The sequence below is a fragment of the Chryseobacterium daecheongense genome, from assembly GCA_027920525.1.
In the GTDB taxonomy this organism is placed as follows: Bacteria; Bacteroidota; Bacteroidia; order Flavobacteriales; family Weeksellaceae; genus Chryseobacterium; species Chryseobacterium proteolyticum.
Genome location: CP115858.1, coordinates 3,253,355 through 3,275,015 on the forward strand (window position 1 = coordinate 3,253,355; position 21,661 = coordinate 3,275,015).

The 21,661-nt window shown below is 37.9% G+C and carries 12 protein-coding genes; all 12 read left to right on the forward strand.

Annotated elements, in window-relative coordinates:
* Positions 1–62: 62 nt before the first annotated feature.
* The 12 genes from PFY10_14515 to PFY10_14570 all read left to right on the forward strand — a co-directional run bounded on the left by PFY10_14515 (position 63) and on the right by PFY10_14570 (position 21,639).
* Positions 63–1,058 carry a glycosyl hydrolase family 18 protein gene (locus PFY10_14515; GenBank protein WBV55441.1) on the forward strand — a complete coding sequence of 332 codons (996 nt, stop codon included), beginning with the start codon at positions 63–65 and terminating at the stop codon, positions 1,056–1,058.
* Positions 1,059–1,301: 243 nt separating this feature from the next.
* Entirely contained in the window at positions 1,302–2,180 is an 879-nt protein-coding gene (locus PFY10_14520) for an AraC family transcriptional regulator (GenBank protein ID WBV55442.1), read from the forward strand.
* Positions 2,181–2,605: 425 nt separating this feature from the next.
* Positions 2,606–5,566 (forward strand): SusC/RagA family TonB-linked outer membrane protein, encoded by a 2,961-nt coding sequence (locus PFY10_14525; GenBank protein ID WBV55443.1) that lies wholly within the window; start codon positions 2,606–2,608, stop codon positions 5,564–5,566.
* Positions 5,567–5,581: 15 nt separating this feature from the next.
* The gene (locus PFY10_14530) at positions 5,582–7,216 is read left to right on the forward strand and encodes a SusD/RagB family nutrient-binding outer membrane lipoprotein (GenBank protein ID WBV55444.1); all 1,635 of its coding nucleotides are present in this window, start codon (positions 5,582–5,584) and stop codon (positions 7,214–7,216) included.
* Positions 7,217–7,384: 168 nt separating this feature from the next.
* Positions 7,385–8,677, forward strand: coding sequence for an MFS transporter (locus PFY10_14535; protein ID WBV55445.1), 1,293 nt, complete (start codon positions 7,385–7,387; stop codon positions 8,675–8,677).
* Between the two features lie 42 nt (positions 8,678–8,719).
* The gene (locus PFY10_14540) at positions 8,720–9,691 is read left to right on the forward strand and encodes a glycoside hydrolase family 130 protein (GenBank protein WBV55446.1); all 972 of its coding nucleotides are present in this window, start codon (positions 8,720–8,722) and stop codon (positions 9,689–9,691) included.
* Between the two features lie 104 nt (positions 9,692–9,795).
* Complete coding sequence (locus PFY10_14545) at positions 9,796–12,027, forward strand: GH92 family glycosyl hydrolase (protein WBV55447.1); 2,232 nt, start codon at positions 9,796–9,798, stop codon at positions 12,025–12,027.
* 32 nt (positions 12,028–12,059) lie between these two features.
* Entirely contained in the window at positions 12,060–13,487 is a 1,428-nt protein-coding gene (locus PFY10_14550) for a glycoside hydrolase family 125 protein (protein WBV55448.1), read from the forward strand.
* Positions 13,488–13,535: 48 nt separating this feature from the next.
* Entirely contained in the window at positions 13,536–15,860 is a 2,325-nt protein-coding gene (locus PFY10_14555) for a glucosamine-6-phosphate isomerase (GenBank protein ID WBV55449.1), read from the forward strand.
* A gap of 56 nt (positions 15,861–15,916) precedes the next feature.
* A complete protein-coding gene (locus tag PFY10_14560; protein WBV55450.1) occupies positions 15,917–18,304 on the forward strand; it encodes a T9SS type A sorting domain-containing protein in 2,388 nt (795 codons plus the stop codon).
* A gap of 185 nt (positions 18,305–18,489) precedes the next feature.
* Positions 18,490–19,356 carry an ROK family protein gene (locus tag PFY10_14565; GenBank protein ID WBV55451.1) on the forward strand — a complete coding sequence of 289 codons (867 nt, stop codon included), beginning with the start codon at positions 18,490–18,492 and terminating at the stop codon, positions 19,354–19,356.
* Between the two features lie 12 nt (positions 19,357–19,368).
* Entirely contained in the window at positions 19,369–21,639 is a 2,271-nt protein-coding gene (locus tag PFY10_14570) for a GH92 family glycosyl hydrolase (GenBank protein WBV55452.1), read from the forward strand.
* Positions 21,640–21,661 lie beyond the last annotated feature (22 nt).

The following is a 21,661-nucleotide window of genomic DNA, read 5'->3' on the forward strand; positions in this document are numbered from 1 at the left end:
ATGATATTTAAGAAAAAGAGATCTGACATGTTTATATAGAAAAAACCGCAAAAAATATTAAGATGAGAAAACAAAAGGGGCTTGCTTACGTACATATGATTTTAATTTTTATGTGCTTCGGTTTCATATCCTGCCAGGATGATAATGAAGGAACAATTCCAAAGGAAAAAACTCCGATTGAAATTATCAACAGTAAAAAATTTAAGGTAACAGGATATTTTAATGGATTGACGAGAGGAGGAGTGATACCTGATTACTACAACTTGAGGGATATTCCGGATGGTGTGGATATTGTCAACCTTTTTCATCGTTTTTTGGGCTTAAGTAATTTAAAGAGAGGAGATAGGATTCCCGGAGCCACAGGAGAGGATGCAAAAACATTAACAGAGATCATCAGTGATGTACAATTCCTTAAGAAAAGAGGAACTGTTGTTATTCAGACCCAGTTCGCAAATGAAATCTTCGAAAATTATAAGGATGAACGGAAAACCGTAAAATTTAAAAACACGCCTGAAGATTATGATGCTTACGCAAAAAAGGTCTCAGATTCTTTGACGAAATGGGGGATTGATGGGGTTGATCTGGATCTGGAGCCAGGCTATACGGATGCCGGTTTTAATGCCGGAGATTGGGAACTTTATATTAAGGCCTTTGCTAAATATTTTGGACCGGGATCAAACTCAGGAAAGCTACTCATCATTGATACGAATGTAGGGTTATCAGAATTAGGGGTGTCTAGTGCGACCCTTTCAAAGATCGATCTTATTTATATCCAGGATTATTGGGGAAGTGAAGCATCCACTGATAATAAAATTGATGGTTACATACAAGCCGGTTTTCCAAAGAAAAATATCCTGTTGATTTCTGCTGACTTTGAATCTTCTTATTCTTATAGTAATGATAGCCAGGGACCTTTGAGGTTAAAAAAGTATTACAATTCTACGAAATATCAAGCTAAGGCAGGAGGATATGGTGCTTATGGATTCAATTTTGATAAAAAACAGGACTATAAAATTTATAGTGAAATGATTACCAGCATCAATCAATTAAACCAGTAAATGTGAAAAGATGAGGTAATAATTAGTTTACTTAGTGATATGGCCGCTTCTAATTGTTGGATCCGGCTTTATTTTTCTTATTAGAGATGGATCAAAACAAGTTAAGAAGTGTCAGTCATTATCTTTTACTAAAATAAGTGTACTTTAGTCAATCAAATTATAAAAACAACCGGATGTAAGGTTCCTTATCTTACATTTATATTATAAATGCCCATAATTCAGTAATTTAACTATTGTAAACACATGAGCGGATTAGAAAATATTTTGAGAGAAATAACTCCGTTATCTCCCGAGGACAGTTTTCTTGTATTTGACCGGATAAAAACCTCATTTGATTTCCCGTATCATTACCACCCGGAAATTGAAATTAACTTTATCTACAAAGGGAAGGGATACCGTCGGATGGTAGGGGACCATACCGGAGAGATCGGAGATATTGAATTGGTGCTGGTTGGCCCTAATCTTCCTCACTGTTGGGCAAATTACCGATGTAAGAACAAAAAAACATATGAAATTGTAGTACAATTTAATCAGGATTTTTTCAACCAATCCCTGATGCAGAAGAATATTCTCAAACCGATCAGCAATCTTATCAAAGAGTCTATAAGAGGCATCCTGTTTTCGAAGGAGACGGCTGAAAAGCTGAAAGAGTCTTTTCTTAATCTTTCGAAGATGAATAGTTTTGAATCTTTTATTGAGATCATGAAAATCCTGAATGAACTGGCAACAGCTGAAAACAAAACATTATTATCCTCTTACAGTATTGAGCTGGAAACATTTGTGGATAGTGATAAAATGAAGATCATCCATGATTTTGTGCATAAGAATTTTGAAAATAAACTTACTCTTGAAGGCGCTGCTTCTCTGGTCAATATGAGCAATGTTACGTTCAACAGGTTCATTAAAAAAAGGACGGGCAAAACTTTTGTGAATTACCTTAATGAGATCAGGATCAGTTATGCCGCACGGTGGCTGATGGAAAAGAATCTTACCATATCTGAAATTGCATTTGAAGCAGGTTTCAATAATATTGCCAATTTTAATAAGGTCTTTAAATCGCTCAAAAAAACAACACCTACAGAATTCAGAGAACAGTTCAAGGGAGTAAAGAAAATAGAATGATATTTTTATTTTAAGAGCATTTTATATTCCCGGGCCCGGATTTTGGGGTTTGGATTTTCTTTTTATGGTCATAAAATGACAGAAATCACGAAAAAAATTATGCATATATCACATTTTGGCTATAAAAAATAGGAAAAAAACATGATTTTATAAATTCTCTAAAATGTTGTAATGTATTGTATTTCAGGTCAAAAAAAGGCTAAGAAGAAAAGTGTAGAAAAAATAATATCGTTTTATGACAAAATAGTATTATATCTGATTGTGCACAAAAATTAGATTTGTCAATATGAATTAAATTTTAACGAAACTTTAATTGTTTACTATTTATGATACATAAATGTTAAGCAAAATAAAGTGGGCTTGCTTTATAAATAAAAACAAGCTGTAAAGTATTGATTCTAAATTAAACACTATTTAATCTACCTATGAGAAAAACTGCCGTACCGGTTTTATTAGCTTTTTCTGTGTTTGGATATGCACAAGTAAAAAAGCCTGCCGATTCAACTAAAACAGCCGACATCGAAGAGGTTGTTGTGACGTCTTTGGGGATCAAAAAACAAGCCCGTTCTTTAACTTACTCCAGCCAACAGATTGGAGGAGATGAACTGACGGCGGTAAAGACTCCCAACCTTTTAAACTCAATCAATGGGAAAGTTTCCAATGTGCAGATCAATAGAACCAATGGTGTAGGGAGTTCCGTAAGAGTAGTAATGAGGGGAAACAAATCTGTTTCTAATAGTCAGCCATTGTATGTAATTGATGGAATTCCTATTATCAATGATGCAGGGAAAGCTCCTGAAATCAGCCAGTACTCGAGCATGCCGGATGCAGGAGATGTATTAAGCTCCATCAATCCGGATGATATTGAAAGCATCAACTTCCTTAAAGGAGCTTCAGCTTCAGCTCTATATGGTTCTGCGGGAGGTAATGGAGCAATACTTATTACGACAAAAAAAGGGAAAGTAGGTAGAAGCTCGATCAGTTATAGCTCTAGTTTCAGTGTAGAAAGAGCATATAGTCTTCCTAAGTTACAGCACAGTTATTTGTCTTATGATCCGTCTGTATCAGGTGATGCTCCGGGGGCTTCTGTGCAGAGTTGGGGAGCAAAAGGGTCTTCAAAGGATTATTTAAAAGATTTTCTACAAAATGGAACAACATGGGTGAATAGCCTTTCTTTTCAATCTGGAAATGAGAAATCAACCAATTATTTTTCGATAGGAAATACAACTAATAAAGGAGTCGTTCCCCTTTCCTATTTTGATCAATATAATGTTTCTTTCAGAAACTCGAGTAAATTTCTCGATGATAAACTAACATTAGATGCTAACTTTATAGGCTCTTTACAGAATAGTATAAACAGACAATCTCCAGGGGTATCTTTCTCTCCTTTAACGAGTTTGTATTGGCTACCAAGAGGAGTAGATTTTGATCAATATGGCCCAGATAACTATTCTTATATTGATAAAAACAGATTACTGCCGGCACAAAACTGGTGGGAGGTAAAACCTGACGGATCCTTTAAAGGAAATCCGGCTACACAGAATCCATATTGGATATTGAACAGGGATAAGGTTACAGTAAATAACAAAAATACCTACAGTGCCGTTGCTTTATCTTACCAGATCAACCCATGGTTAACAGCAAGAGTTCGAGGGAACTATAGTTGGAGTATTTCAGATAGCCAAAGAGGAATTTCAGCGTATTCAGATCCTGCTTTGTTAGCCAATGGTACTAATGGAAGGCTTCTTAGAAATACATATGAAAATTCTTCTACTTATGGAGATGTTTTGTTGGTGGGTAGTCCTAAGTTGAGTGAGGATTTTTCTTTAGACTTTACAGTAGGAGGAAGTATTAATACCTCGAGAAATAAAGTTACTCAAATCGATAATTCCTATTTGGTAACCCCCAACTTATTTTCATTAAATAACCTTTTGTGGCCAGGAAACAGAGCACCTGGTGATGGATATCATTATATTTATTACAATCTCAAAAAACAAGTGCAATCTGTTTTTGCCAGCGCTTCCGTTGGGTACAAAAATATGTTATATGTTGATATGACATTTAGAAATGACTGGGATTCTACTCTGGCCTTAACGGGCAGAAAAGGATTTGATTACGAGTCCATAGGAGCCAATGCCATATTATCCTCAGTCTTTAAGCTTCCTGAGGTTATTAATTTCTGGAAAATAAGAGCTTCTTATGCGACAGTTGGGCTTGGGTTACCGCCAAATATATCGAATGCAATGTTAGAATATAACAAAGGTTATTCTTTTGGGGTAGATGCGGGAACAATTGTATATCCTAAGAGTTCTTTTGTTACAGATCCACGTTATAAGGATTTGTTTCCAAAACCTGAATTGAATAAAACATTTGAGGCGGGTACTGAATTAAGATTACTAAGAAACAGACTTAATTTTGATTTCACGTATTACGACTCTAATGCGACGAATCAATTACTAGAAACACTGATTTCTTCCAATTTAGGGGGTATTCCTACCGGTTCATATTACATTAATGCTGGAAAAATACAAAATACAGGTTTTGAATCTTCATTGTCTTATAAGGTTTTCAATACAGGAAAATTTGACTGGACCACAACATTGAATGGGTCCGTGAACAGAAACAAGATCGTTGAATTGTTTCCTTCAAGCCTGAATATTCCGCAAGATCAACTGTTTTCATTAACAGGTGGTGGAAATTATACAAAAATGAAATTAGGTGGATCGTTTGGTGATATTTATGGAATTAAATACCAAAGAGATGCGCAGGGACGTATTTTGGTGGATAAAGATGGTATTCCATTGGCGACTACAGGGAGCCTTGGATACTTAGGGAATCCGAATCCTAAATTTATTTTAGGTTTCAATAATAGTTTTAATATTGGTAAGTTAGGTATTTCCTTCCTTGTTGATGGAAAATTCGGAGGACAGGTACTATCACTTACTGAAAAAGCAAATGATGTATATGGTGTAAGCAAAGCTTCTGCGGATGCTCGTGATGCTGGTGGGGTATCTATCCCAAATTCTGTGTATGCACCGGGAACGCCTAATGCAGGACAGGCTTATAATGGCAAAACTGATGCAAAAGCTTATTATAAAGCTGTGGGAGGAATTGAAAATAATACAGGGATTGACGAAGCCTATATGTATAGTGCTACCACGGTGCGTTTACGTCAGGCATCGATCTCATATACCTTTGACGTGAATTCAAAATATATGAAAAGTGCAACATTAAGTCTGGTAGGGACTAACCTGTTTTTCTTCTATAAAAAAGCGCCGTTTGATCCTGAGCAGGTATCAGGAAATACACCGGGTGGAGTAGGAGTAGATTCATTTGGTTTGCCAATCACAAGATCTATAGGATTATCATTAAAAGCTAACTTCTAATTTTACAATACTAAAATGAAAATCATTAATATAAAAACATGGGTACTAGGTGCAATAGTATTAGCTTCTGCTTCCGGATGTACCAGTGAACTTGATCAATATAATCAGGAAAAGTTAGGAGGCCCTGAAAATTTTTATGCCGATTTTAAACTAGTGGTAGACCCGTTGGTATCTATGCAGAGAGGACTGCAGTCAGATTATCAGCTCTATCCCAATCTAAGTGCAGATATGTTTAGCGGTATGTTCAGTACAGCATCACAGTTTAATGGAGGTAAGAATAATATGACCTATTATATGATGGATGGATGGAACAATAGGATTATTGCCAGACAGCAGGACATTTTTAACTATGCTATCAACATGGATAATGCTGCTAAAAATATATATGCAGGAATAGATTTTACGGGAACACTCGCTGTGAAAAAAATACTAAGAGTTGTTACAGCTGCAAGGGTTTCCGATAACCATGGCCCGGTTGTGTATAGTAAATACGACACACCAAATGCTAATGGAACTACAGATTTTGATTCTCAGCAAAGCGCGTATAATCAATTTATTATTGATCTTACTTCTGCAATAAATGACCTTCAAGCCATACAGAATAGCCCGGCAACAAAAAATGTAGAAGATAAATCAGCATTAAAAAAGGCAGACTTAGTATACCAGGGAAATATGGGTAAATGGGCTAAGCTGGCCAACTCATTGAAGTTGAGGTTAGCAATGCGTATGAGTTATGCAGATCCTGCAAAATCAAAACAATATGCTGAAGAAGCACTTGCGTCACCAGCAGGATTGATCACTGACAATGAAGATAATGCTTTGATCAGTGTGGGTCAATCGGAATTGAGTTTTATCATTTATTCGTGGGGAGACTGTCTTATAGGGGCGCCATTAATGGCTTATATGAACGGATATAACGATCCAAGGCTTCCTGCCTATGCTATTCCGGCAACAGACAGCAATCCACAGATCAATGGTAAATACATAGGAATACGACAAGGTATCGATTTATTGAACGGAAAATCTACGTATGGTGGTTTTTCTCAGCCACAGGCAAAATCAGCAGCCGGAGATTATTTTTCTGCAACAGATGGTAAAATGAAACTGTTTACCGCAGCTGAAACATGGTTCCTTAAAGCGGAGGCTGCATTGAGAGGGTATGCTGGAGCAGGAGCAATCCAGGCAGATTACGAGACAGGTATTCAACAATCATTTGGAGAGTGGGGAAAAAGTGCAAGTGTTGCTACCTATCTCGCCAATACAACAGCTACAGAAGCTCCCTATGTTGATCCGAAAAATGCGGCGAATAATATTGGGGTAGGACATCCTGAGCTGAGTACCATTACCATTGCATGGAACAATGCAGATTCTAATGAAAGGAAATTGGAAAGAATCATTACTCAAAAATGGCTTGCCCTTTATCCGAACGGACCTGAAGCCTGGGCAGAACAAAGAAGAACCGATTATCCGATCCTTTTCAAAGTAAGACAAAATGATAGTGGAGGGTTAATCAGTACAGATGCGATGATTCGCAGAATTCCTTTCACGGTAGATACCAAGAATTCTTTATTCAACTATCCTCAGGCATTACAATATTTAGGAGGAGCAGACACTGGAGGAACAAAACTTTGGTGGGATAAGAAGCCATAATTGTAACTCAATAATTAAAATAGCACAGAGGCCGTCTCAAATGAAAAGCATGGATTCATGCTTTTCATTCCGGTGTAAAAATGTACAGTATTTTTATTTCTCACAATGTTTCGTTTATGCCGGCGTGAAACTTTTGAGATGTCCTCTTTTTTACATCTATAATTTAATATGGTAAAAAACACTTCCGGAACCCGTTCTATACAACCGATATTCTGGATCTCGTCATTATATTTTGCAATGGGAGTACCTTTTGTAACCATTAATGCTGTTTCCGGAATTATGTATAAGGATATGGGTGTTTCGGACTCAAAGATTGCTTTCTGGACAGCTCTCATTTTATTTTCATGGACATTAAAACCATTGTGGAGCCCTTTCCTTGAAATTTATAAGACAAAAAAGTTCTTTGTAGTTTTTACCCAGTTTGCCATAGGAATTCTTTTTGCGCTAATTGCGTTAAGTCTGCCTATGCCAGATTTTTTTAAGTACAGCATTGCCCTCTTTGCTGTAGTCGCCTTTTGCGGAGCAACACATGATATCGCAGCGGACGGAACTTATATTAATTTTCTTACCAATAAAGAACAGGCAAAATATATAGGATGGCAAGGTGCATTTTATAATCTGGCCAAAATTATCAGCAGTGGAGTCCTCGTTTATTTTGCAGGCGTTTTGGAAAAAACCAAAGGCGTTACGCATGCCTGGATGATCATTATGGGAGTATACGCCCTGCTATTTTTTATTCTTGCCGTCTATCATTATTCTGTTTTACCCAACGAAAACAAGCTTGAAAAGCAAAAGAACGGAAAAACGGCCGGCAATGTCCGACAGGAACTTCTGGAAGTCATCACTTCTTTTTTCAAAAAACGAAATATACTCTGGTCGGTATTATTTATTATTTTATATCGTTTTGCAGAGGGATTTGCTATCAAAATTGCGCCCTTATTTTTCAAAGCACCAAGAACCTCCGGAGGCTTGGGGTTATCTACTTCTGATATAGGGCTTATTTACGGAACCTATGGTTCTGCAGCATTTATTTTAGGGTCGGTGCTGGCTGGATACTTTATTTCAGCCCGGGGCCTTAAAAGATCATTGATCTGGTTATGCTGCGCATTTAATATTCCATTTGTTGTGTATGCTTTATTGGCTCACTATCAGCCGGATACATTGCTTCCTGTAAGTGTTGCTGTGGTTGTGGAATACTTTGGTTACGGGTTCGGTTTCGTTGGACTTATGTTGTATATGATGCAGCAGATTGCACCTGGTAAACATAAAACGGCCCATTATGCATTTGCAACAGGGATCATGAATCTTGGAGTTATGATTCCCGGCATGTTCAGTGGAATGATCAGTGACTGGATAGGATACAAAATGTTTTTCGTATGGGTTTTGATCGCTACGATTCCGGCATTTTTGGTCACTTTAGTTGCACCGTTTCCTTATCCGGAAAAACAAAAAGAACAATAATTCTATTATTAAATAATTTTAAATAAAAGTAAAAAATACTTTATGACATCTCAATCAGCAATGATCCCTTGGCAGGATCGTCCGGCAGATCGTCACGATATAATGTGGCGTTTCTCTGAAAATCCAATTATCAACAGATATGCAATACCAACATCGAACAGTATATTCAATAGCGCGGTAGTCCCTTTTGAAGATGGATTTGCCGGTGTTTTCAGATGTGATAACAAATCTGTACAAATGAATATTTTTGCTGGTTTCAGTAAGGATGGCATCAATTGGGATATCAACCACGATCCAATTGAAATGAAAGCAGGAAATACAGAAATGATCGAATCTGATTATAAATATGATCCGCGTGTCACTTTTATAGAAGATCGTTACTGGATCACATGGTGTAACGGATATAACGGACCTACGATCGGAATTGGGTATACCTTTGATTTTAAAGAATTTTTCCAGTGTGAAAATGCCTTTTTGCCTTTTAACAGAAATGGAGTTCTTTTCCCTGAAAAGATTGATGGAAAATATGCGATGTTGAGCCGTCCCAGTGATAACGGACATACGCCTTTCGGGGATATCTATATCAGCTATAGTCCTGATATGAAATATTGGGGAGAGCATCGTTGCGTAATGAAAGTAGCTCCATTTGAAGAGAGTGCTTGGCAATGTACCAAGATCGGAGGCGGCCCGGTTCCGATAAGAACAGAAGAAGGATGGTTGCTATTTTATCACGGGGTGATCAATACATGTAATGGTTTTCGCTATTCCATGGGATCAGCATTGCTTGACCTTGAAAATCCTTCAAAAGTATTGTACAGAACAAAACCTTATCTATTGGCTCCCGCAGAGCTATATGAGCTTACGGGAGATGTTCCGAATGTGATTTTTCCTTGTGCGGCATTATCAGAAGGAGACAAAGTTACGGTATATTATGGAGCTGCTGATACGGTGGTTTCCATTGCATTCGGATATATTTCAGAAATCATTGATTTCATGAAAAAAAATTCTCTTTAAATTAGATAAGATTAAAACCATAAGGAAAAGCGTCATTTTCTCGCTTTTAAAATAAAATTTTCATTTTTTTGTGTAGTCTTAAAAATGTTCAAGATCTCTCCGTTATGAAAAAGGAACTGTTTATTTATTTTTTTGTTGTCCTGTTTGTTCAATCTGTTAACGCCCAACGTAGAGACGATGTGCTTTCATGGGTAGATCCGTTTATCGGAACCGGAGGGCACGGGCATACGTTTCCGGGAGCTACAACACCTTTCGGGATGATACAGCTGAGTCCGGATCAGAATACCAAAAGTGGTGACTGGGACTGGTGTTCAGGGTATCATTACAGCAGTAAAACGATTATGGGGTTCAGTCATAATCACCTTAGTGGAACAGGCTGGGCCGATCTCGGAGATATCTTAGTGATGCCAACTACCGGAAAAGTAAAAATGGTTCCGGGATCAGAAGAAAATCCTGATAGCGGATACCGTTCCAAATTCAGTCATGAAAGAGAAACTGCTGCTCCAGGGTATTATTCTGTAATGCTTGACAGCTATGGAATAAAAGCTGAACTGACGGCTTCTCCACGGGTAGGGTTTCATAAATATACATTTCCAAAAAGCGAAGAGGCTAATGTAATCATAGATCCTACCAACAAAATCTTCGGAAATATTTATCATACACTGGTAAGAATCCAGGGAAACAATAAGATTTCCGGTTATTGCTATAGTAATGGCTGGGGTGGTAAAAGATTTGCTTATTTTGTAATGGAGTTTTCAAAACCATTTAAATCATACGGAACCTATTCTGAAGGTAAAATAACAGAAAATGAAAGGTTTGCGCTGGCTAAAGATGCAAAGGCTTTTGTAAGATTTTCTACACAGGAAAATGAAAGCATTGAAGTAAAAGTCTCTTTATCCCCGGTAAGTACGGAAGGAGCACAGGAAAATTTTGATGCAGAAGCAAAGAATGTTGATTTTGCTCAAGCTAAAGAAACTGCCCAAAAAACATGGAGAGACCTGATCAACAGATTCCAGATCACAGGCGGAACCGATGACCAGAGAAAAATATTTTATACTGGTGTTTACCATACTTTCATTGCTCCGAATCTTTATATGGATACCAATGGAGATTATGTGGCTGCCCAGGAAAATATGAATACCAAATGGTTCACCAATTATAGCACATATTCTTATTGGGATGGCTTCAGAGCAACACATCCGTTGCTTACCATTATGGATCAGAAACACACCAAAGAATTTGCAAACTCATTGATCAGCAGGTATACAGATCGCAAGGATCACATGCCAATCTGGGAACTTTGTGGATATGACAATTTCTGTATGTTGGGCTACCATAGTGTTTCGGTTATTTGGGATGCTATTTCTAAAGGTGTACCGGGAATTGATCATGAGAAGGCGTTCGCCGCGATGAAAGATGCTTCCTTAACGGATAAAATGAGCAGCAGCGATGGCGGTGGAGGTCTTAACGATTACATTAAATTAGGTTATACTCCTTCAGAAAACGGAGCTTCTGTATCCGCCACCCTGGAATATGCCTATGATGATTGGTGCATCCAGCAATTGGCTGAAAAATTAGGCAAAAAAGAAGATGCAGAAGTTTATAAAAAACGCTCAATGAATTTTCTTAATACTTTCAATAAAGAAAATAATCACTTCTGGCCTAAGCAAAAAAACGGACAATTTCTGGCTGATTTCCCTTTAAACGACTGGAAAAAGCTTCAGCCGCACTGGGTATCAGGAAACATCTGGGCATATGATTTCTTTGCTCCTCACCAGATCGATGAAATGATGAATCTTTATGGTGGAAAAAAAGGATTTGAAGAAAAATTAGATAGAACATTTACAGAAACCCTTAAAATGGAAGGGGAACAACATGTTGATATTTCAGGATTTATCGGATCTCTTGGATTTGGAGATGAACCGGGACACCATGTTCCTTATCTTTACAATTATGCAGGAGCTCCCTACAAAACCCAGAAAATGATCAAATTTATCCGTGACAATATGTACGCAGCAAAGCCAGACGGGATTGTAAATAATGAAGATTGCGGCCAGATGTCTGCATGGTATATTTTCTCTTCTTTAGGTTTTTATCCCGTTACTCCGGGAAAACCTGTGTATGCGATCGGAGCACCACAATTCCCAAAAGCTTCCTTAAAGCTGGAGAACGGAAAAACATTTACTGTGATCGCAGAGAAAATATCGGATAAAAATATTTACGTTCAGAAAATGTTTTTGAATGGTAAAGAATTTAAAAGCTGGGAATTGAATCACAGTGATATTATGAATGGGGGCGAACTGAAATTTGTGATGGGAAGTAAGCCCGTAAAATAGAATTAATAAACAATAACGAAATATAAGTATCAATGGAAAGGAGAAAATTTATTAAAACAAGTGCACTGGCAGGAGCCGGATTATTATTTGCGCAGAATGCTTTTGCAAAAGGGTTAAGCGTAGAAGAATTCCCTGTTGTCCGTGTTCCTAAAGATAAAAGGCATTTTACCAGTGAAGCGGTAGAAAATGCTATCTCAGCCTTTAAAAAGAAAGTGAAAAATAAAGAATTGACCTGGCTTTTTGAAAACTGCTTTCCCAATACATTAGATACAACGGTTTTCTATACAGAAAACAACGGAACACCGGATACTTATGTTATCACTGGAGATATAGATGCCATGTGGCTTCGTGACAGTTCTGCACAGGTTTTTCCTTACTTGCAGTTTTCAAAAAAAGATGAAAAGCTGCACAAATTGATATCAGGAGTAATCCATAAACAGACCCAGTTTATTCTGAAGGATCCTTATGCGAATGCATTTTATAATGATGATCAAAAGATAAGTAAGTGGAAAGAGTACGATCATACGGATATGAAACCCGGTATACACGAAAGAAAATGGGAAATAGATTCACTCTGCTATCCAATCCGCCTTGCGTATCATTTCTGGAAAACGACCGGAGATACAAAACCTTTTGATAATAACTGGCTGCAAGGAATTAAGCTGACTCTGAAAACTTTTATTGAACAGCAGAGAAAAACAGGTTTAGGACCTTATCAGTTTGAAAGGACAACAGCCTGGGCTACCGATGGAATCCCAATGGGAGGGTATGGATATCCTACAAAACCTGTTGGTCTTATAAGCTCCATGTTCCGACCAAGTGATGATGCTACCATTTATGCATTCCTTATACCTTCCAATTTATTTGCTGTGGTAAGTTTACGCCAGGCAGCAGAAATGGTTTCCCAGATCAAAAATGAAAAGGAACTGGCTAAACAATTAACGAGTCTTGCTGATGAGGTAGATGCTGCCATAAAGAAATATGGAATCTATGACCATCCGCAGTATGGAAAAATATATGCTTTTGAAACGAATGGTTTTGGTAGCTATAACCTAATGGATGATGCCAATTGTCCAAGCTTGTTGGGATTGCCTTATCTGGATGCTGTAAAAGCTGATGATCCTGTTTATCTTAATACCCGGAAATATGTATGGTCACAAGATAATCCTTTCTTTTTCAAAGGTAAGCTGGCAGAAGGAATCGGGGGGCCTCACATTGGTTTAGATATGATCTGGCCGATGAGTATCATTATGAAAGCGCTTACGACCCAAGATAAAAGCGAGATCCGCTGGTGTATAGAAACTTTACAGAAAACCCATGGAGGAACAGGTTTTATGCATGAGTCCTTCCATAAAGATAATGATAAGAAATTTACCAGAGAATGGTTTGCCTGGTCCAATACATTATTCGGAGAATTGTTATGGAAAACCTATAATGAAAATCCGGAACTGCTGGGATAAATTCAAAATTTAATAATCAAATTCAACACAAATAAAAAAAATTAAAAGATGGAAAATACTAAAATTTTTACCCCCGTAGAACTTACCTTTTTGAATGATGTTCCAAGAAGCAATAAGGTAAACGTTCCCTACATCGTCGTAGATAACTTTCCGAAGCTTGGGATGCTTTCGGCATTTCGGTTTCTGGAGTGGGTTCACAAGAATCCAAAAGGAGTTATCAGTCTGCCAACAGGAAAGACTCCGGAATATTTTATTTACTGGACAAAGTATATTCTCGATCATTGGGAGGAAGAAAATGTAGTAAGGCTAAGGGAAAAGCATCAGTTGTTATTTGCTGATAAACCATCGCTGGCTGATCTTCATTTTGTCCAAATTGATGAGTTTTATCCCATAAAATCTTCACAAGCTAATAGTTTTTATCATTATGTAAACAAATATTACATTGAAGGGTTTGGGCTTAAAAAAGAAAATGCTTTACTTATTAATTGTGATGAAATCCCTTTGGCGGAAGGTAAAAGTTTTGAAGAAGTTTTCCCGGACAGCAAAGTAAATCTTGAACTAAGATATCGTGAAGCCCTGAACCCTCTTGAAAAATTACAAAAAGAATCTATTTTCCTCATTGATAACTGGTGTTCAGGATATGAACAAAAAATCCGCCAATTGGGAGGGATTGGTTTTTTCCTAGGGGGTATTGGTCCAGACGGACACATTGCTTTTAATATCAAAGGTTCGGATCCTTATTCTACGACAAGGCTGACTTCGACTAATTTTGAGACGCAGGCAGTTGCTGCGGGAGATCTGGGAGGAATTGAAATTTCAAAAGAGCGCCTGGTGATCACTATAGGTCTTGAAACCATTATTTATAACAAAGATGCGGTTGCTATTATTTTTGCAGCAGGTGAAGCGAAGGCTCCTATGATCAAAGATGCAATGGAACTTCCTCCTTCCAATTTATATCCGGCTTCTGTCCTTTCCCAACTTTCTAACGGACGGTTTTATCTTACACAAGGTGCGGCAAGTATGCTGAAAGACTATATTGATAACTATTATCATTCTGGAAGCTGGTCCCAGGAAAAGACCGATAGAGCTGTAATGTCTCTGACCCAAAAGCTGAACAAATATGCAGAACATCTTTCGTTGGATGATCTGAAAGGGGATGATTATACAAAACTAATTCCGGATGTAAGCAATACTACGGTACAGCAAGTTATTGCGTCCATTGAAAATAAAATAAAAACAGGAACAAAACCGCTCAGCAATGAAGTCTTTTATCATACCGGACCCCATCATGATGATATTTCTTTAGGATTATTACCATATATTCATTATCAGTCCCGTAATGAGACCAATTCTTCTCACTATTCAGTTCTTACCTCAGGATTTACTGCTGTTACCAATAAATTTTTAATAAAAATCCTTCGCGATACGCTTTCTTTTATCGGAAGAGAAGAAGTTGAAATGCTCAATTATCCCGATTTTTTTGAAAACGGATATAAAAATAAAAAAGATAAAGATGTATATCATTATCTGATCAATATTGCCTCCGGAAATGAAGAAGAGCGGGCGAGAGCTGTTTCTCATAGAATGGTAAGGAATATTGTCGAGCTCTGGAATCTGAAAAGCAAGTCTGGATTACGCGAAAAGATCAGGGAGATCATAGACACGGTTAACTCCAGCTATGACGGACAAAACCCTGAACCGAAAATTCAGATTTTAAAAGGGATGATCCGTGAATATGAGGAAGAGCTTGTATGGGCACATTTTGGGGTGAGAACAAAAAACGTAAGCCATCTGAGGCTCGGCTTTTATACGGGAGCCATTTTTACGGAAAAACCAAAAAGAGAACGGGATGTTCTTCCTATTTTACAACAGTTAAAGGAAATTAACCCTACAGTTATAAGTTTAGCTTTTGACCCTGAAGGAAGCGGCCCTGATACTCATTACAAAGTTTTGCAGGCTATCGCTGAAGCGGTAAGAGAATGGGGCAAAGAAAAAGATCTTTCCGGTCTTAAAATCTGGGGTTACAGAAATGTATGGTATCAGTTTAATGCTGCAGACGTCAGCCATATATTCCCCGTATCACTTAATGCCATGAGCACAATGGATGAGAGCTTTACCAACAGCTATCTGAGCCAGGTAGATGCGTCCTTTCCAAGTTACCGTTACAATGGGAAGTTCAGTCATCTGTCAATACAAACCTGGGTAGAACAGCTCAAAGCGGTTCAGCTGGTATTAGGGAAACCATATTTTTATGATAACGAGAGTCCGAGGCTGAGGGCAACCCACGGATTATTATTCTTTAAAGAAATGAATGTAGAAGAATTCCTTCAATCTGCGAGGGAGCTGGAGAAGTCAACGGAAGGAGCCTTCTGACCCATTGTTATATCTCCGGATTTTATAAACCAGGTCAAAAACGAAATAATTATACTATGAAAGGAAAATCTATTCTTATTGCATTGGTCTTATTAATAGGGCAGGCAACATCTTTATTACGGGCACAGCTTAATCCTTTAGGAATATGCTATGTGGAGGTTAATAACAGCAATATTCTGAACGCAGGGTCATATACTTTGCAAAACAGTAACAAACAACTTTTTGACGTTGCTATTATCTTCGCGGCCAACATCAATTATGATGTTTCCAAAAGCCGGGCTTATATTTCCAACAATAATAATGTGACAAAAGTATTAAACGATGTCGACACTTATGTAAGGCCTCTACAGCAAAAAGGAATCAAAGTATTATTAGATATCCTGGGGAATCATCAGGGGGCGGGTATCTGTAACTTTCCGACCCGGGAAGCGGCACGTGATTTTGCTTTGCAGATAGCCCACACCGTATATACCTATGGCCTGGATGGAGTTGATCTTGACGACGAATATGCAGATTATGGAAATAACGCTACCGGACAGCCGAATAACAGTTCTTTTGTTATGTTATTACAGGAGTTGAAAGCTGCCATGCCGGATAAATTAATTACATGGTATTACATTGGCCCGGCAACAACAAGGCAAGCTTATAATGGAGATAATGCCGGAAACTATATCAATTACGGATGGAACGCTTATTATGGCACTTATAATGCTCCTTCAATACCTCCTCTTGCCAATTCTAAAATTTCTGCGGCAGCAACCTGGATCCAGAATACTTCTGCTTCTACACTTTCTACTTTAGCAACGAGCACAAAGAATGACGGCTATGGAGTTTTTATGTGGTATGATCTTAAAGGAACCAATGCTGCCAGCTATCTGAGTACGGGATCTAACATTCTCTATAACGAGAACACACAACTTAGTGGCCAGCTGTATACCTGGACACAGGGAGCATCATGTGATCCACCATTAGGACTTGAGGTGACCAATGTTGCAGGAACTTCAGCTAAATTAAACTGGACTTCAAACGGTTCTCAAACCTACAATATAGATTATAAGGCAGCCAATTCAACAACGTGGATTAATTTGGCAACCAATTACTCCGGAAATAATATCAATGTAAACAACCTGGCTTTAAGTACAGATTACGATTGGAGAATTCAGTCCAATTGTTCTTCTACGCTGAAGAGTACATATCTTTTTGCTCCGAGATTTAATTCCGGAAGCGGATGTGAAATTCCGGCAGGCCTTAAGTCGGAAAACTTCCTGGGAACGACAACAAAGCTGTCATGGAATGCCGGAAGTGCAACTTCTTATACCTTACAGTATAAAACAGCTGCCGCTACAACATGGACAACGATTCAGAATATTACAACCAATACATATAATCTGCAAAATTTAACTGAAAATACAAATTACGTTTGGAAAGTACAGGGAGTATGCAGTGCATCTACTGTAAGTGCATATTCTGCAGAGGCTTCATTTAACAGTGGTTTTGCGCCGGTTCAAAGTCCTGGACCAAGATCTCTTTCTTTTAACGGCAGTAGTCATTATCTCAATGCCGGCCAGTTTAATCTAAGTGGGAATGCACTCACTTTTGAAGGATGGGTGAAAGTAAATGCGTTTAAAACTGCTTTCCCTAATATTTCTTCAGTAATTGGGATTGAAGTAGGAGATAATAATTCTGCCATTCTGAGATTTGGGGATGCCGGTCTTACAAACAATAAATTACAATTTATATTAAGTTTCGGCTCATCTCAGATTAAGCTGAACAGCAATACTGGATTGAATACCAACACGTGGTATCATATCGCTGCCACTTATGACGGAACGGCGATGAAAATTTATATTAACGGAACTCTTGATGCAAGTGCTGCAGCCAGCGGAAACTTTACAGCCAATGGAATTCTTTATCTGGCAAGAAATTATGATAATTCAAGAACATTGAACGGTTTCCTTGATGAATTCCGGGTGTGGAAAAAAGCATTGACAGCTCAGGAAATTATGAATGACAAATGTAATATAGCTTCTAATAGTGCAGGGCTTGAGGCTAATTGGAAAATGGATGAGGGAAGTGGTAACGGAGCTTTAGACGCGACTTCGAATACACATTTTGCGACTCTTATTAATATGTCAAATGCCAACTGGACAACAGATGTACCTTGCAATATTTCATTATCAACAAAAGACAATGTTCTTGAAAAAGGAAATAATGTCTATCCAAACCCTGTTAAAAAGGGAAATGATATTCATTTTGTAATTAATGATCGTTCTGCTAGTGAAGTATCCCTATATGATCTTTCAGGGAAGTTGATCAAAAAACAGAGTGTAGATAAAGATAAAATAACGATCAATACTCAAGCTTTATCGTCCGGAACATATATTTATAAAGTGGAATCAAAAAATGACCGCATTATATTTTCAGGAAAAATAATAGTGGAGTAAGTCTTTAAAAAATTAATAAAATTATACAGTTAGAATTTAAATTTGGAATCTAAGATAGGCAGACAAGTGGCAGGAACATTTAAAAAATGAATTTAGGAATTATTGAATAATAATGATTTTGCTTTCTTGTTTGTCTGTTTTTAGATGATCAGATATATCTACTGGAATTAAAAAATAAGAGAATTATGCAAAATGCATTAGGTATAGACATTGGCGGATCGCATATTACAATGGCTCAGGTAGATCCTGAAAAGCATGAAATTATAGGTTCCACTTATATCAGGGAGCATGTTGACTCATTTGGCGGACGGGAAGATATTTTTTCCGCCTGGGTTTCTGCAATCGGGAAAGCTGTAGTAAATCTGAACAGGGAAGAACTCCTTATAGGCATTGCAATGCCGGGACCTTTTGATTATAAAAACGGAATTTCTCTGATGCAACAGGGAAAATTTATCGATATCTACCAAATAAATATCAAAGAAGAACTGGCCAGCAGGCTTTCTATATTAAATGAACAGATCCACTTTGTAAATGACGCTGCCGCATTTCTGGAAGGCGAAGTTTTCGGAGGTTGCGTCACTGAATATAACCGTGTATTTGGGATAACGCTGGGAACAGGATTAGGAACAACATTCTACAATGGTGAGACTTCAACAGATGAGGATTTGTGGAATTCTCCTTTTAAAGATTCCTTAGCTGAAGATTATCTTGCCACTCGATGGTTTGTTAAACGATATGCGGAATTAACAGGAAGCGAAATCTCAGGAACCAAAGAATTACTTGATAAGCCTAAAGACATCCAATTCAGGATATTTCAGGAGTATGCAGATTCTTTCTCGGAATTTATTGTCAAATATGTATGGGATTACAGGCCGGAGGTCCTTGTAATAGGAGGAAACATTGCGAAAGCATATCCTTATTTTGAAGAAAGATTTAGTGAGAATTTAGTAAAAAATAATATTAACTTGCCTGTTAAAATTTCGGCTATTTTTGAAGACGCTGCCATCTTAGGTGCTGCAAGCTATGCTTTGAAGAAGACCTTAATCAACTAATAAAATGATATAATGAAGTTTTTATTTTCAACTCTTTTTCTTCTGTTTAATGCGCTGGTTTTTGGTCAGAATCCATCTCCTGCAGATTATGTAAATCCATTAATGGGAACCCAATCTAAGCCATCATTGTCTAACGGTAATACTTATCCTGCGATAGGGCTTCCATGGGGAATGAATATCTGGACTCCCCAAACAGGTAAAATGGGTGATGGATGGGCTTACACATATGATGCGGATAAGATCAGAGGATTTAAACAAACACATCAGCCCTCTCCATGGATGAATGATTATGGGGCATTTGCAATTATGCCGGGTGTCGGAAAACTCAGGTTTAAAGAAGAAGATCGTGCCAGCTGGTTCAGCCATAAAGCAGAAATTGCAAAACCATATTTTTATAGTGTTTATCTTGCTGATATTAATGTTACTACGGAGTTTACACCCACAGAAAGAGCAGCATTTTTCAAATTTGATTTCCCTAAAACGGATAGTGCTTATGTTGTAATTGACGCGCTGAATAAAGGTTCTTATATCAAAATTCTTCCGAAACAAAGGAAAATCATAGGATACACGACTAAGTATGCCAGAGGAAAATATGAGAATTTTAAAAACTATTTTATTGTTCAGTTTGATAAAGACTTTGATGTAACGACAACATGGAAAGATGATCGGTTGGTAAATGATCAATTGGAAATTACCAGCGATCACACAGGAGCCATAGTTGGATTTAAGTTAAAAAATAAAGAATCGGTTTATGCAAAGGTAGCTTCATCATTTATCAGTTTCGAACAGGCAGAAATTAACCTTAAAAGGGAAATTGCCGGCCGCAGTTTTGAGCAGGTAAAAGATAATGCGAAAGAGATATGGAACAAGACACTTGGAAAGATTGAAGTAAAGGGAGGAACAGATCAGCAAATGAGAACCTTTTATTCCTCTTTATACAGAACCTTATTTTTCCCACAAAAATTATATGAGATCGATGCTCAGAATAAAGTGAAGCACTGGAGTCCGTACAACAGTAAAATATTGGATGGGAAAATGTTTGCAGGAACCGGTTTTTGGGATACATTTCGTGCATTATACCCATTTCTGAATCTCGTATATCCAAGCATCAACGTAGAGATGCAGGAAGGCCTTGCCAATGCTTACAAAGAAGGAGGTTTTCTGCCAGAGTGGAGCAGTCCCGGCTATTCTGATATTATGATCGGGAACAATTCTGCTTCCGTTGTTGCTGATGCTTACATTAAAGGATTGCGTGGATATGATATTGAAACCTTATGGCAGGCCGTAAAACACGGGGCGAATAATGAAGGTCCTATTGAGGCTGTCGGCCGTAAAGGTGTGGAATATTATAATACCCTGGGATATGTTCCATATGATGTGAAAATTAATGAGAATGCAGCCCGTACTTTAGAATATGCTTACGATGACTTTTCGATTTATCAGTTAGGAAAAGCTTTAGGGAAACCAGCGTCAGAAATTGATATCTACAAAAAAAGAGCCTACAACTATAAGAATATGTTCGATCCTGAAACAGGTCTTATGCGAGGTAAAAATAAAGACGGAAAATTTCAGTCACCTTTTAATCCTTTTAAATGGGGAGATGCCTTTACCGAAGGAAACAGCTGGCATTACACATGGTCGGTCTTCCAGGATATAGATGGCCTTGCAAAGCTGATGGGTGGTAAAAAGAAATTCGAAGCCAAACTGGATGAGGTGTTTTCTCTTCCTCCAGTTTTTGATGATAGCTACTATGGAAGTGTGATCCATGAAATAAGGGAAATGCAGATCATGAATATGGGGCAGTATGCCCACGGTAACCAGCCTATACAGCATATGATCTACCTGTATAATTATGCCGGAGCACCATATAAAACCCAATATTGGGCAAGGCAGGTAATGGATAAACTTTATCAGGCGACACCGGACGGATATTGTGGGGATGAGGATAACGGGCAAACTTCTGCATGGTATGTTTTTTCTGCATTAGGATTTTATCCGGTAACACCCGCTACGGATCAATATGTTTTAGGGGCGCCGTTGTTTAAAGAAGTTACCGTACATCTGGAGAACGGTAAAAATATCGAAATAAAGGCTCCGGAGAATAGCAGTGAGAATCTTTACGTAAAATCCCTGAATGTAAACAATCAGCCTTACTCCAGAAACTGGTTGAGTCACAAAGACCTTCTTCAAGGTGCAGTTCTGGATTTCAAGATGAGCAATCAGCCGAATAAAGATAGAGGATCACAGGAAAAGGACTTTCCTTATTCGATGTCAAAAGAATAAATCATTTTAACAATAAACTTTA

Coding starts and splice junctions, on each gene's coding strand:
- PFY10_14530 (WBV55444.1), top strand. CDS start 5,582: ATGAAAATCATTAATATAAAAACATGGGTACTAGGTGCAATAGTATTA.
- PFY10_14570 (WBV55452.1), top strand. CDS start 19,369: ATGAAGTTTTTATTTTCAACTCTTTTTCTTCTGTTTAATGCGCTGGTT.
- PFY10_14520 (WBV55442.1), top strand. CDS start 1,302: ATGAGCGGATTAGAAAATATTTTGAGAGAAATAACTCCGTTATCTCCC.
- PFY10_14515 (WBV55441.1), top strand. CDS start 63: ATGAGAAAACAAAAGGGGCTTGCTTACGTACATATGATTTTAATTTTT.
- PFY10_14555 (WBV55449.1), top strand. CDS start 13,536: ATGGAAAATACTAAAATTTTTACCCCCGTAGAACTTACCTTTTTGAAT.
- PFY10_14565 (WBV55451.1), top strand. CDS start 18,490: ATGCAAAATGCATTAGGTATAGACATTGGCGGATCGCATATTACAATG.
- PFY10_14535 (WBV55445.1), top strand. CDS start 7,385: ATGGTAAAAAACACTTCCGGAACCCGTTCTATACAACCGATATTCTGG.
- PFY10_14525 (WBV55443.1), top strand. CDS start 2,606: ATGAGAAAAACTGCCGTACCGGTTTTATTAGCTTTTTCTGTGTTTGGA.
- PFY10_14550 (WBV55448.1), top strand. CDS start 12,060: ATGGAAAGGAGAAAATTTATTAAAACAAGTGCACTGGCAGGAGCCGGA.
- PFY10_14545 (WBV55447.1), top strand. CDS start 9,796: ATGAAAAAGGAACTGTTTATTTATTTTTTTGTTGTCCTGTTTGTTCAA.
- PFY10_14560 (WBV55450.1), top strand. CDS start 15,917: ATGAAAGGAAAATCTATTCTTATTGCATTGGTCTTATTAATAGGGCAG.
- PFY10_14540 (WBV55446.1), top strand. CDS start 8,720: ATGACATCTCAATCAGCAATGATCCCTTGGCAGGATCGTCCGGCAGAT.